The following is a 12,919-nucleotide window of genomic DNA, read 5'->3' as shown; positions in this document are numbered from 1 at the left end:
CGTCACAGGTGATCGCGCCGGCGTTTTCGGGCCTGGCCCGCGAACAGCACGGCGGCGCCCACCGCGAGCATCACGGCACTGGCCGCGATGTGCAGCTGCGGGGGCAGCAGGTGCAGCTGCACGAACCAGCTGGGGTTCGTGTGGCCGGCGAGCCGGTTGATGAGCCCGCCGGCCCCCTGGATCACGAGCAGGAGGCCGAGGAGCTCGATCACGAGGTCACCTTCTCCTGCCGCGCCGGCTCGTCCTTCTTGCCGAACAGCTCGGTCCACAGCGGGCCGGCGAAGAGCCAGATGCCCACGAGACCGCCGAGGCGCGGCAGCCAGTCCCACAGCGGCGCGACCTGGCCCGGGCGGCCGATGAGGAAGATCGCGGCCAGCAGCAGCCCGGCGGCGATCACACAGGCCAGCACGCACTTGTACCACTCACGCCACTCGTGGCGGATCTTCGCCTTGCCCCGCAGCTTCGGCGCGGGCGGCGGGCCGCCGGCGAAGCGATGGGCGAAGCGCACGTCGGCCCAGCGGACCATGCTCGGGCCGAACACGATGCTGAAGCCCAGGTACACGGCGGCGAGGCCGTGCGAGAGGTTCGGGGTCGTGCCGCGCGCGAGGTCGACGACGGTGGCGACCAGCACCACCAGGTCGATCACGGGCACGGCGGCCAGCAGGACGGTGCTGAACTTCTTCAGCTTCAGCGGGTAGCGCGCCACCAGGCCGCCCACGAGGACGACCCAGAAGGCCACTTCACCCCCGACGATGAACAGGGTCGTCGGGTTGTCGACGAGGTAGTTCCCGACAGCGTTCATGATCCCCACTGTCCCGCGAAGAACAACGGGACGAATCGGTGAAGGGCACGATCGAGGGGTCATCACTTAGGAGGACGACCACCGGTACGCCCTGTGCTTCCATGGGGTCGTGCCGCTGCGAGGAATCCGCGCGCCGGCCCTGTTCAAGCCCCGGGAACTGCCCCCGTGGCAGCAGGACGGCCTCATCGCCCTGTTCGTCTTCGTCGTGGGCCTCGCGCTGTACCTCACCGACGTCTACCGCCTGGTCCCCGGCCCCGACCACTTCGGGCTGTGGGTGCGGCTCCTGGAGCTCGCGGTGCTGTGCGGCCTGTCGTTCCTGCGCCGCTGGGTGCCAGGCGGCCTGCTGCTGGCCACGGGTGTGCTCGCGGCCGACCTGGTGCTGAGCCCGTCGCTGCCGGTCGTGGCCGTGTACACCGACTTCCTCTACGCGGCGACGCTGTACGGCTCACGGCGCATGAGCCGGGTGATGATCGGCGTCGCGGCCACGGCCGCGCTGGGCGTGCTCGTCGCCGCGCTGGCCGTGTCCGCGCAGTGGCGGTTGGCCGTGATCGGCGCGCTCGGGATCCTGCCGTTCCTGCTGGTACCGGTGTGGTGGGCGGCGAACGTGCGCCAGCAGCGCGACATCGCGTCGACCGAGCGCGCCAACGCCGAGCAGCTGGCGAAGATCGCCGAGCTCGACCGGCGCGCCGCCGTGGCCGCCGAGCGGGCGCGGATGGCGCGCGACCTGCACGACGTGATCGCGGGGCACCTCTCGGCCATCGCGATCCAGTCGGAGGCGGCGCTGTCGATGGCCGAGGACCCGAAGATGTCCCGCGCGGTGCTGGAAGCCGTGCGGGAGAACAGCGTGAGCGCGCTCGACGAGATGCGCACGATGATCGGCCTGCTGCGCGCCGCGTCGGAGAGCGACGACGACGAGTACGAGACCACCGCTCCCGCCCGGCTCGCCGAGCTGTCGCGGCTGGTGGAATCCGCGCGCGCCACGGGGATGGAGGTCGTCGTCGAATCCACAGTGGACTCGTCCGCTGGCCTGCCCGCCGCGGTCGACCTCACCGCGTACCGGATCGCGCAGGAAGCGCTGACCAACGCGGTGAAGCACGCGCCGGGTGGGCGGGTCGTGGTGGACCTGCGCTGCGACGGCGGCATACTCACCGTCGAGATCGGCAACGAGCTGCGTTCGACGGCCGCGCGTACCGGGGGCACGGGCCACGGGCTGCTGAGCATGCGCGAACGCGCGAGTGCCGTGGGCGGGACGCTGAGCGCGGGCCCGTCGGGCTCGGACTGGGTGGTCCGCGCCGAGCTGCCACTGGTGGAGGGACACGCGTGACGGTCAAGGTGCTGGTGGCCGACGACCACGGGGCGATCCGGGCGGGCCTCGTGCTGATCCTCGGCAATGCCGAGGGCATCGAGGTGGTCGGCGAGGCCGCCGACGGCGCCGCCGCGGTCCGGCAGGCGCGGGCGCTGCGGCCCGACGTCGTGCTGATGGACGTGCGCATGCCCGGCACCGACGGCATCACCGCCACGCGCGAGCTCGTCGCCGAAGGGCTGGCGCAGGTCCTCGTGCTCACCACGTTCGACCTCGACGAGTACGTGCACGCCGCCCTGCGCGCCGGTGCCGCGGGCTTCCTGCTCAAGTCCGTCGAAGCGCCTCGGCTGGTCGAGGCCGTGAAGCTCGTCGCCGCGGGCGAAGGTGTGCTGGCGCCGCAGGTGACGCGCAAGCTCATCACGGCGTTCGCGCAGTCGGCCGGGAAACCCGTCACCGCGCCCGCGGGGCTCGACGACCTGACCGACCGCGAACGCGAGGTGCTGGGCTGCCTCGGCGCCGGCCTGTCCAACGCCGAGATCGGCAGCCGCCTGCACATCGGCGAGACGACGGTGAAGACGCACGTGTCGCGCGTGCTCACGAAACTCGACCTCCGCTCGCGGGTGCAGGCCGCGATCCTCGCGCAGGAAGCCGGGCTCGCGCTGGACTGAAGTCCGCGCCGAGCTGCCGATCTGCAGGCCGGCCCGTGAGCTTCTAACGTTCTTCCATGGGTGTGCGGAGAACGTTGGACGTGGACGAGGTCCTGAAGCGCCAGGACTCGGGCGAGCTGAAGCGGCGGCTCAGGGGACGCGACCTCGTGGGGTTCGGCGTCGGAATCATCATCGGGACCGGTATCTTCACGCTCGCCGGCGTCGAGGCCAAGACCCACGCCGGGCCGGCGGTCACGCTGTCGTTCGTGATCGGCGCGGTCGTGGCCGGGCTCGCGGCGCTCTGTTACGCCGAGCTGGCCTCCAGCGTGCCGACAGCCGGCAGCGCCTACACCTACGCGTTCGCCACGCTCGGCGAAGTCTTCGCGTGGATCATCGGCTGGGATCTGCTGCTGGAGTTCGCGCTCGGCGCCGCCGTCGTGTCACGCGGGTGGTCCGGGTACCTGGCGAACCTGCTCGGGTTGCCGTCCGCGTGGTTCGGTGAGGACGCGAAGGTCAACATCGGCGCGGTGATCATCATCGCCGTGCTGACGGTGGTGGCCGTGCTGGGCATCAAGGAATCCGCGTGGCTCACCAACCTGCTGGTGTGCGTGAAGGTCGCGGTGTGCGTGCTCATCATCGCGGTGGGCGTGTTCTTCATCAAGGGCGCCAACCTCACGCCGTTCATCCCGCCGGCGCAGCCGCCCTCGGGTGGCTCGGGCGCGCTGGAGCAGCCGGTGGTGCAGGCCGCGCTCGGCCTCGACCAGTCCGTGTACGGCATCGCGGGTGTCGTGACCGCCGCGGCCGTGGTGTTCTTCGCCTACACCGGTTTCGAGGCGCTGGCCAACCTCGGCGAGGAGACCGTCAACCCGCGCAAGGATCTGCGCGTGGGCATCCTCGGCGCGCTGGCCGTGTGCGCCGTGCTCTACATCGCCGTCTCGATCGTGCTCACGGGGATGATCCCGTTCACCGACATCGACACCGGCGCCCCACTCGCGGCCGCGTTCGACAGCGTCGGCCAGCACTGGGTCGGCGCGCTGATCTCACTCGGCGCGGTGACCGGCCTGACGTCGGTGATGATGGTCGAGCTGGTGACCATCGGCCGCATCGGCTTCGCGATGGGCCGCGACGGCCTGCTGCCCAAGGCCATCGGCACGACCCACCCCCGCTGGGGCACCCCGCACCGCATGACCATCCTGGGCGCCGTTCTCATCGCCGCGCTCGCCGCGTTCGTGCCGATCTCCGCGCTGTCCGACATGGTCAGCATCGGCGCCCTCTCGGCGATGATCATCGTGGCGCTGGCCGTGCCGGTGCTGCGCCAGCGCCGCCCGGACCTGAAGCGGCCGTTCCGCGTGCCGTTCTCCCCCGTGGTCCCGATCATCGCCGCCGTGGCGTGCTTCTACCTCATGCTGAACCTCGACGTGCTCACCTGGATCCGCTTCGCCGCGTGGCTCGTGCTGGGGCTGCTGATCTACTTCTTCTACGGCCGCAAGCACTCCCGCCTCGCACCGGGCAACCGGACCGAGTCGACCACCTAGGCGAACCCGGGCCGCAGGCCCGCGCCGGCGACCGCTTCGGCGAGCTCGCCGGCGTGGGCCGCGTCCGCGACGAGCAGCAGTACTCCCGAAGCGGCCAGTGCGGCCGACATCCACTCCACCGGCTGGTCGTGGATCCCGTTGTCCCCCAGCACGGCGTAGGTGTCCACAACGGACAGCAGCGTGCCCTCCGCGCCGATCCGCACGCCGGCCACCAGAAGGTGGTGGTGGCCGGGCGGGCGCCACCGGTTCGTCCACAGGGGAGGGACGCCGGTGTGGAGGTAGTCGAGCAGCGCGCGTTCCGGGGTGTCGGGCGAGCCCAGCTCGGCCGGGTCGAGCCGCGCGAGCACCGCCACGCGCGGCAGGTCCCACAGCGCAACCAGCAGGTCGACCAGCGCCCGCGGGGACCACTCCCCCGCCGCCGGGACGACCCGCAACCGCTTGCCCGACAACGCTTCCACGGCGGCGGCCAGCGCTTCCGGCTCGGTACCCGCCGTCGCGGCGTCGCACGGCACGGGCAGCCGGAAGTCGTCACGGTTCTTCGCCCCGGCCGGCGGCTCGCCCGGCGCGCGCACGGTGCCGGCCGCCGCGGCGACCTCGTCCTGGTCCGCGACTTCGCAGCCGGCCGCCCGCAATACGGCCAGTGCCGCGAAGGCGGCCGAGAGCCCGTCCTTCTGCGGCAGCTCGGCGCGCGCTTCGGCGATGAGCCGCGCGGCGCCGGGCAGCCAGTGCACGGCGGAGAGCCCGGCCACGCGGTCAGTACCGCCAAGCGTGGGCCGCGACGATCTCCTCCGGCGTGCGGTCCGCGGCCCACGCCGCGTCGGACGCGCGGACCGCGCGGAAGGCACCCAGCAGCTCGTCGCCGAGGGCGCCCGAGACGCGGGGCGACGCGAGCAGCGCCGCGGCCTGGTCGGCGGGGTTCGCGGGCAGCGGCAGGACGCCGCGGGTCTCGCGTTCGCCCGCCGTCCAGCCACCCGGGTCCTCGGCGATCGGTTCGGGCAGCGGGGCGCCGTCCTCGATGCCGGACATCCCGGCGGCCAGCACCACCGCCAGCGCGAGGTACGGGTTGGCCGACGCGTCGGAGGTCTTGAGCTCGACGTTCGCGTGGTCGGGGCCGAGCAGCGCCGAGTCCGGCACGTACCGCAGGGGCGCTTCGCGGTTCTCCACGCCCCAGAACGCGTACGCGCCGGCGAAGTAGCCCGGACGCAGCCGGAGCGTGGAGGGCACGCTCGGCGCCGTGACGGCCGTCAGTGCGGGCAGATCGCGCAGCAGGCCGCCGAGGTAGGCGGCACCCTCGCCGGCGAGCTCGCCGGGCCGGCCCTCGCCGGCGAGCAGGTTGCGGCCGCGGCGCCGCACCGAGGTGTGCAGGTGCCAGCCGTTGCCGGCCGCCGCGAGGCTGACCAGCGGCGCGAAGCTCACGGCGAGGCCGTGGGCGTGCGCGGCGGCGTGGATGGTCTGGCGGGCGAGGAGCTGGTCGTCCGCGGCCGACACGGGGTCGGTGGCCGCCAGCGACAGCTCCAGCTGGGCCAGGCCGTACTCGGCGTGCAGCTGGCCGATCTCCAGGCCGTTGGCGGCGAAGTCGTGCAGCAGGGCGGCGACGAACCCGTCGAGACCGACGAGCGCGTGCGGGCTGTAGGCGGGACCGGGGTGCCCGGGAGCCGCGGCGACGTCGGTGCTGCCGGCGGGCGCCACGGCGAACTCGAGCTCGTAACCGGCGCGGAACTCCAGCCCCCGGCGGCCGGCCTCCTCGACCTGGCGCTCCAGTACCGAACGCTGGCAGTAGGGCCAGGGCGAACCGTCGGCGGCGACCTGTCGCGCGGGCGCCCAGGCGAGCGCGGGCTGGCCGGCGAGGCGCCGCAGGCGTTCCAGCACCGGCACGAGCCGGATGTCGCCGGACGGCGTCGCCAGGCCCGCGTGGCCGTAGGTGATGGCGTCGTGGCTGTCGAACACGGGGAACAGCGAGGTCGCGCCCACGCCGCGGGCGGCGGCGCCCGCGAGGCCGTGGATGGGCACGATGCGCGAGCGCGGGATGCCGTTGTTGTCGGCCCAGGAGAGGTGGACCCCGCGCACCCCGGACAAGGCCAGGTCCTTTGCAACCGCCGACGCCGCCTTGGTCATCGCCACCTCCGGGGTTCGGCTCAGTATCGCGGCTCCGGCGAGGGATCGTCGACCGCCGGCTCGTCCCTGCGGCGCAGCGCGACCCCGGCGACGACCGCGAGCGTGCCCAGCGCCTCCGGCAGGCTCGGTACCTGCGCGAGCAGCGCGTACCCCGTGACGCCGGCCGTGACGGGGAGCAGCGCCAGCAGCACCGCGAAGCCGGCCCGGCCCACGCGCCGCAGCACGAACTGGTCGAGCACGTAGGGCACCACCGTCGACAGCACGCCCACGCCGATGCCGAGCAGCAGCATACGTGGCGAAGACCACACCGCACCCGTGCCGAGCGCCAGCGGCGAGAGCACGACGGTGGCCACGGCGAAGCCCACCGCGAGGCTGTCCACGCCGTCGCCGGCCACCGCGACGCGCTTGCCGAGCACGATGTACCCGGCCCACGCGGCCGCCGCGGCCAGGGCGAACACCACGCCCAGCGCGCTGCCCTCCAGCCGCACGTCGGCGATCGCGACGACACCGACGGCCGCCAGCGCCAGCGCGCCGAGGTCGCGGCGCGTCCGCGACCCCACGGCCGCCACGACCACGGGCCCGGCGAACTCCAGCGCCACGACCGTGCCGAGCGGGAGGCGGGCGATGGCCTCGTAGAAGGCCACGTTCATGACCGCGGTGACCACGCCGAACGCGGCGGCGAGCACGAACCGCCGTCCCCGCCAGGCGGCGCGGGCGGGCCGGCGCCAGGCGAGCAGCACCACGGCGGCGCCCAGGCAGCGCAGCCAGGCCACCCCCGAGGGGGAGGCGTGCCCGAAAAGCCCGACCGCGATGGCCGCACCGGCATACATCGAAATTCCGCTGAGAACGAACAAGACCGGGGCCGGAATGGCCGGCGCACGTTTTCCGGATAGCACAGAACCCACTCGCGCATGGTGCCTGACCTCGAAAAACGGCTACGCACAGGCACCCTTGTCCTAAGGAGCGGGACGGGACTACGACAACTGGGGTAAATCGGCGTGACACAGGTCCCACCGGCGCGGGAACACTTGCGGGCCGCGAAACGTCTGGAACAGTGGAAGCACGAACACCGCGGAGCCGGAGGCGATCCCGCCGAGGGCATCACTTCCGAAGTGGGCGTAGCTGGATCGAGGTACTGGGCAACCAGTACCGGGACGGAGGGAGACCCCCATGACATCACCCACGCTCACCCGCCCCGAATTGACCGCCGCCGACCGATGCGACCGGTGCGGGGCTGCGGCTCAGGTACGCGCCGTCCTCAGCTCCGGAGGTGAGCTGCTCTTCTGCGGGCACCACGCCCGTGAGCACGAGGCCAAGCTCAAGGAACTGGCCGCGGAGATCCAGAAGTAGGGGTCTCGAAGACCACGCCGAGGCCAAGTTCTCGGCCCGAAGGCGGCAGGTGCCCGATGCACCTGCCGCCTTCGGCGTATCGAGACCCTTTAGCGGTGAAACCGAGACCCGGCGACTTCGCCACTTGCAACTTCACGTTTTGCACCGGGTGCTGAATTGACAATTCCTGTCCGGTCCGAAACCGGACCGAAACCGAATACCGGGTAGTTCCGTGGCAAACGCCACACCCCGGAATTCACCGCGGGTAATCGCCGGGGAGTCCGTGAAGGGCACCTCGGGCGAGTCGGCGGCCGCCGGGGTGCCCTTCACGGAACTGCCTAGACCGTGTCGAGGACGACCTCGAACGCCACCTCGGCGGCGCCCAGCAGCTTCACGTCGGCGCCCAGCGCCGAGCTCACGATCCGTGTGCCGCCGACCGCCCGGCTCACCAGGCTGCGCCTGCGGACCTCGGCGCCCACGGAGCCGATCACCGACTCCGGCAGCACCGTGAGCAGGTCGCCCAGCACGACGAGCTGCGGGCCCAGCAGGTTGACCACGTTGACGAGGCCGATTGTGAGCCACTCGGCGAACTCGGCGAGCCGCGAGAGGGCCGCCTCGGGGTCGCGGGCCAGCTCCCGCAGCTCGAACAGGATCGCGCCCCGTGCGGTGTCCTCCGGCAGGCCCAGGGCCCGGCACAGGGCAGCCTCGCCGATCTCGGTCTCCCAGCAGCCGCTGCTGCCGCAGTAGCAGGGTCGTCCGCCCGGGCGGACGACCATGTGGCCGATCTCCCCGACGTAGCCCGCGCCGCCCCGCAGCGACGAGCCCTGGGCGATGACGCCGCCACCGACACCGACGTCGGCGGACACGAACACGGCGTCGGACGACCCGCGGGCCGCGCCGCGCAGGTGCTCGGCGACGGCGCCGAGCTCGGCGTCGTTGCCGACCAGCACGGGGATGCGCAGCACGCTGGACAGGCGCTCGCCGAGGGCGACGTCGGTCCAGCGCAGGTTCGGCGCCTCGTGCACGTGGCCGTCGGCACGCCGCACGACCCCGGGCACCGACACCCCGACGGCCACGGGCGTGACCCCGAGGTCGCCGGCCAGCACGGCGGTCGACTCGATCACGTGCGTGATCACCTCGTCGGCCTCGCGCATCCGGCCGCGCAGGTTCCAGCTGTTGCGGCCGAGGATCTGGCCGCCCAGCCCCACGAGCGCGATCGCCACGTGCTCGACCTGCAAGTCGACCGCGAGCACGACCGCCGCGTGCGGCTGGGGCAGGACCAGGAGCGAGGGGCGGCCCGCCCCTCGTCCCGGCCTCGGCACCTTCTCCTCGACGACGCCCGCTTCCGCGAGCCCGTCGACGAGGGTCTTGATCGTGCTCCGGTTGAGGCCCAGCTCCGCGGCCAGGGTCGCCCGGGTGCTCGGCCCGCCGACGTGCAGCAGGCGGAGCAGGGTCGTGCGGTTGTGCCGGCGCACCTCGTCGGGTCGTGCGACGGACGAGCTCGTCACCGGCTTGACCGTGACATCGGGCGTCAGCGTGCCGACGCAGCCGCTCGGCGCCGCGACAGCGCGTCGACGGTGGCCGCGAGCAGCAGGACGAGACCGGTGACGATGTTCACGACGGCCGCGGACTGCTGGAGCAGGCCCAGGCCGTTGTTCACGATCGCCAGCACGGCACCACCGATGACCGCGTCGATGATCCGGCCCTTGCCGCCGAACAGCGACGTACCACCGATGACCGCCGCGCCCACCGCGAACAGCAGCGTGTTCAGGCCACCGGACTGCGGGTTGACCGAGCCGATCTTCGACGAGTACACGATCGCGCCGATCGCCGCGAACGACGAGCTGATCACGAACACGCTGGTGCGCAGCTTCGCCACGTTGATACCGGCGCGGCGGGCCGCTTCCTGGTTGCCACCGACGGCGTAGAGGTGCCGGCCGTACTTCGTGCGGTTGAGCACGTAGGTGCCGGCGAACAGCAGCACCAGCACGATCGGGACGACGTACGGGACGCCGTCGATGACCACGGACGCGTTGGACGAGCGGTTCACCGTCAGCAGGTACGTGGCGACCGCCGAGATCACCGCGACCAGGCCGACCTTGAACAGCACGATGGGCGTCGGCTGCACCACGAGGCCGCGTTTGAGCCGCGAGAAGTGCTGGCCGAGCGCGATGATCGCGTACCCGCCCACGGCGACGATGAACAGGATCCAGCTGCCGAGCACCGACAGGTTGCCGTTGGCCACCGCGTTGAGCGTGTCGTCGGTGCTGATCGGCAGCGTGCCGCCCTCACCGATGAACTGCAGGATCACGCCCTGCCACACGATGAACAGCGCCAGCGTCACGACGAACGACGGCATGCCGATCTTCGACACGAGGAAACCGGTGATGCAGCCGATGGCGGTACCGGTGGTGATCGCGATGATCATCTCGAGCCACGCGTTCTGCGGGGCTCCGATCAGGATCACCACGATGCCGATGAGCGAGACCGCGGCCCCGGCCCAGATCCGCTGCAGCAAGGCCAGGATCACGGCGATCGCGAGCACGGCGATGAACGTGACGAACACGCCCGTGCCCATCGAGCCGAGCAGGTTGCCGTTGCGTACGTAGTGCAACGCCATCAGCGAGGCGGCCACACCGGAGGCGGTACCGGCCGACAGGTCGATCTCGCCGAGCAGCAGCACGAAGACGATGCCCATCGCGATGATCGTCTGGCCCGCGCCCTGCGAGAGCAGGTTCGCGATGTTGCGCAGGGTGAAGAAGTCGCTGGAGAGGGAGCTGAAGAGGATCGCGAGGACGATCACGCCCAGCACGGCGGGGACCGAGCCGAGCTGGCCGTCCTTCATCCGCGCGAAGTAGTCCTTGATCGCCTCGCCCGTCGACATCGACGTGGTGTCGATGCCGAAGTCGGCGATCGCGTTCGCCGAGTCCGGCTTGGCGGACTTGGCAGGGGTCTCAGTCATAACCGGTTCTTTCTCGTTGCTCACAGCACGACGTGTTCGGGGCGGGCCAGGCCGAGGTCACCCGACCGGCCGGAGGTGATCAGCTCGACCACCTGGTTGGTCGTCACGTCCTTGGTCTGGACCTCAGCGACCAGACGGCCCAGGTACAGCACGTCGATGCGGTCGGCGACCTCGAACACGTCGGCCATGTTGTGACTGATCAGCACGACACCGAGACCCTGCTCGGCGAGGCGCCGGACCAGGTCGAGGACCTGACGGGTCTGCGCCACACCGAGGGCGGCGGTCGGCTCGTCGAGGATCACGACCTTGCTGTTCCACAGCACGGACTTCGCGATGGCCACGGTCTGGCGCTGTCCACCGGAGAGCGCGGAGACGGGCGTGCGCACCGACTTCACGGTGCGCACCGACAGCGAGGCCAGCGTTTCCCGCGCGGCCTTCTCCATGCTCGCCTCGTCGAGCAGCCAGCTGTTGCCGCGCTCGCGGCCGAGGAACATGTTCTGGACGATGTCGAGGTTGTCGGCCAGCGCGAGGTCCTGGTAGACGACCTCGATGCCGAGCTCGGCAGCGTCCTTCGGGCTGTGGATGTGGACTTCCTGGCCGTTGAACCGCACGGTTCCCGTGTCGTACGGGTGGATGCCGGCGATGCACTTGACCATCGTCGACTTGCCGGCGCCGTTGTCGCCGACGAGCGCGGTCACTTCACCCGCCCGCACGGCGAAGTCCACGTCGTGGAGGACGTGGACCGGGCCGAAGCTCTTGTTCAGGCCTTTGATGTCGAGAATGGGCTCGCTCATGGGATTCGCATATCTCTCGCGTGGGTACCGGGCCGGGACGCGTAGCCGGGGTACGCGTCCCGGCCCGGCTGCTGGGTTGGTGCTACGCGGAACGGATCAGCTGATGCCGTACTGGGTGCACTTGGCGGCGACGTCACCGGTGCAGACGTCGGACGCCTTGACGTAGCCCTGCTGGATGACCGTCTTGACGTCGTTCACCGTGATCAGGGTCGGCGCGAGCAGGACCGACTTGATGTCGCGGTTGTTCTTCGGGTCGTGCAGGGTGCCGGTGGCGATCGCGTCGGCAGCGGCCTTGTCACCCTTGGCCAGCGCGGCGGCCAGCTTCGCGGTGTTGTCGGCTTCCTGCTTGATCGGCTTGAAGATCGTCAGGAGCTGGTCGCCACGCAGGATGGCCTGCAGGCCGGCCGCGGTGGCGTCCTGGCCCGTGACCGGGACCTTGCCGTTGAGGCCGTTCTTCTTCAGCACGGTGATGACCGCGCCGGCGAGCTCGTCGTTCGCCGCGACGACACCGTCGACCTTGTTGCCGACACGGGTCATGATCTGCTCGAAGGTCGTGCCACCGACCTGCGGGTCCCAGTCGTTGATCGGCTGCTTCTGGACCAGCGTCAGCGCGCCCGACTGGTACAGCGGCTTGAGGACCTTGTCGTGACCGTCGCCGAACAGGGTCGCGTTGTTGTCGGTCGGGGCGCCCTCGAGCTGGACGACCGCGGCACCCTTCTTGTCCTTCAGCGCGTCGGCCATGCCCTGCGCCTGCAGCTCGCCGACCTTCTCGTTGTCGAACGAGACGTAGTAGTCGGCCGAACCGCCGAGGCTCGGGCGGTCGTAGTCGATGACCGGGATGCCCGCGGTCTTCGCCTTGGCCTCGATCGCGGCACCGACGGCCGGGTCGGACGGGGCGATGACCAGGACCTTCACGCCCTGGCTGATGAAGCCGTCGGCGAGGGTCGAGAACTTCTGGTTGTCACCCTGGGCGTTCTGGATGTCGGCGCTGAAGCCCTGGGCCTGGAGAGCGGCCTGGAGCATCGGCTTGTCGAACGCCTCCCACCGGGCGGAGGTGGCGGTCTCGGGCAGGATCACGCCGACCTTGCCGTTCGCGCCGCCGCCGGCGGGGGCGGAGGCCGAGCCGGAGGCGGAGCTGTCCCCCGTGCCCCCGGAGTTCGAGTTGGCACCGCACGCGGTCAGCACCAGGCCGGCGCTCACCGTGGCGGCAAGGAGGGTAAGGGTTCTGCTGCGCATCCTCGTTCCTTCCGGATCATGCTCGCGGGGCGGTGATCCGGAAGACCCGGCGCACCGACGCGCATATGTTGTGGCCGACAACATATGCCGCTGAGCAGCTTCGCGGAAGATAGCTGGATCGATTAAATGACACCAATTGGACACGGTTTCGCAACACGGCCCGACCACAGCCCGGAAAGGGTAAATCCACTGACGG

The 12,919-nt window shown here is 71.2% G+C and carries 13 protein-coding genes; 4 read left to right on the top strand and 9 right to left on the bottom strand.

The window, feature by feature from the left end:
• Positions 1–2: 2 nt before the first annotated feature.
• Together AB0K15_RS08745 and AB0K15_RS08740 are read right to left on the bottom strand one after the other, a co-directional pair.
• Entirely contained in the window at positions 3–212 is a 210-nt protein-coding gene (locus AB0K15_RS08745) for a hypothetical protein (RefSeq protein ID WP_364047344.1), read from the bottom strand.
• Positions 209–802 (bottom strand): hypothetical protein, encoded by a 594-nt coding sequence (locus AB0K15_RS08740; RefSeq protein ID WP_364047342.1) that lies wholly within the window; start codon positions 800–802, stop codon positions 209–211. Before AB0K15_RS08740 ends, AB0K15_RS08745 begins: the two co-directional genes overlap by 4 nt.
• Positions 803–911: 109 nt before the next feature.
• Between AB0K15_RS08740 and AB0K15_RS08735 the strand changes: the two genes are divergently transcribed.
• The 3 genes from AB0K15_RS08735 to AB0K15_RS08725 are packed head-to-tail and all read left to right on the top strand — an operon-like array spanning position 912 to position 4,287.
• Complete coding sequence (locus AB0K15_RS08735) at positions 912–2,126, top strand: histidine kinase (protein ID WP_364047340.1); 1,215 nt, start codon at positions 912–914, stop codon at positions 2,124–2,126.
• The gene (locus tag AB0K15_RS08730) at positions 2,123–2,773 is read left to right on the top strand and encodes a response regulator transcription factor (protein ID WP_364047338.1); all 651 of its coding nucleotides are present in this window, start codon (positions 2,123–2,125) and stop codon (positions 2,771–2,773) included. The genes AB0K15_RS08735 and AB0K15_RS08730 overlap by 4 nt, the downstream gene beginning before the upstream one ends.
• A 56-nt stretch (positions 2,774–2,829) precedes the next feature.
• The gene (locus AB0K15_RS08725) at positions 2,830–4,287 is read left to right on the top strand and encodes an amino acid permease (RefSeq protein ID WP_364047336.1); all 1,458 of its coding nucleotides are present in this window, start codon (positions 2,830–2,832) and stop codon (positions 4,285–4,287) included.
• Here AB0K15_RS08725 and AB0K15_RS08720 read toward each other — a convergent pair.
• The 3 genes from AB0K15_RS08720 to AB0K15_RS08710 are packed head-to-tail and all read right to left on the bottom strand — an operon-like array spanning position 4,284 to position 7,232.
• Positions 4,284–5,036, bottom strand: a complete 753-nt coding sequence (locus AB0K15_RS08720) for a hypothetical protein (protein ID WP_364047334.1) — start codon at positions 5,034–5,036, stop codon at positions 4,284–4,286. The two genes, AB0K15_RS08725 and AB0K15_RS08720, sit on opposite strands and share 4 nt — an antisense overlap.
• A 4-nt stretch (positions 5,037–5,040) precedes the next feature.
• The gene (locus tag AB0K15_RS08715) at positions 5,041–6,402 is read right to left on the bottom strand and encodes a glutamine synthetase family protein (RefSeq protein ID WP_364047332.1); all 1,362 of its coding nucleotides are present in this window, start codon (positions 6,400–6,402) and stop codon (positions 5,041–5,043) included.
• 20 nt (positions 6,403–6,422) lie between these two features.
• Positions 6,423–7,232, bottom strand: a complete 810-nt coding sequence (locus tag AB0K15_RS08710; RefSeq protein ID WP_364047330.1) for an EamA family transporter — start codon at positions 7,230–7,232, stop codon at positions 6,423–6,425.
• A gap of 340 nt (positions 7,233–7,572) precedes the next feature.
• Here AB0K15_RS08710 and AB0K15_RS08705 point away from each other — a divergent pair, with 340 nt between their 5' ends.
• A complete protein-coding gene (locus AB0K15_RS08705; protein ID WP_204090267.1) occupies positions 7,573–7,752 on the top strand; it encodes a hypothetical protein in 180 nt (59 codons plus the stop codon).
• Between the two features lie 317 nt (positions 7,753–8,069).
• Here the strand turns inward: AB0K15_RS08705 and AB0K15_RS08700 are convergent, their stop codons facing one another.
• The 4 genes from AB0K15_RS08700 to AB0K15_RS08685 form a co-directional block, all read right to left on the bottom strand.
• A complete protein-coding gene (locus AB0K15_RS08700; RefSeq protein WP_364047967.1) occupies positions 8,070–9,206 on the bottom strand; it encodes an ROK family transcriptional regulator in 1,137 nt (378 codons plus the stop codon).
• Positions 9,207–9,262: 56 nt separating this feature from the next.
• Positions 9,263–10,693 (bottom strand): ABC transporter permease, encoded by a 1,431-nt coding sequence (locus AB0K15_RS08695; RefSeq protein WP_364047327.1) that lies wholly within the window; start codon positions 10,691–10,693, stop codon positions 9,263–9,265.
• Positions 10,694–10,713: 20 nt separating this feature from the next.
• Positions 10,714–11,487, bottom strand: coding sequence for an ATP-binding cassette domain-containing protein (locus tag AB0K15_RS08690; protein ID WP_360596877.1), 774 nt, complete (start codon positions 11,485–11,487; stop codon positions 10,714–10,716).
• A gap of 96 nt (positions 11,488–11,583) precedes the next feature.
• Positions 11,584–12,723, bottom strand: coding sequence for a substrate-binding domain-containing protein (locus tag AB0K15_RS08685; protein ID WP_364047325.1), 1,140 nt, complete (start codon positions 12,721–12,723; stop codon positions 11,584–11,586).
• Positions 12,724–12,919: the final 196 nt, after the last annotated feature.

The sequence above is a fragment of the Amycolatopsis sp. NPDC049253 genome (assembly GCF_040678995.1).
GTDB lineage: Bacteria > Actinomycetota > Actinomycetes > Mycobacteriales > Pseudonocardiaceae > Amycolatopsis.
Note: the sequence above shows the minus strand (reverse complement) of the source record. Positions and strands in the feature narration are given on the sequence as shown.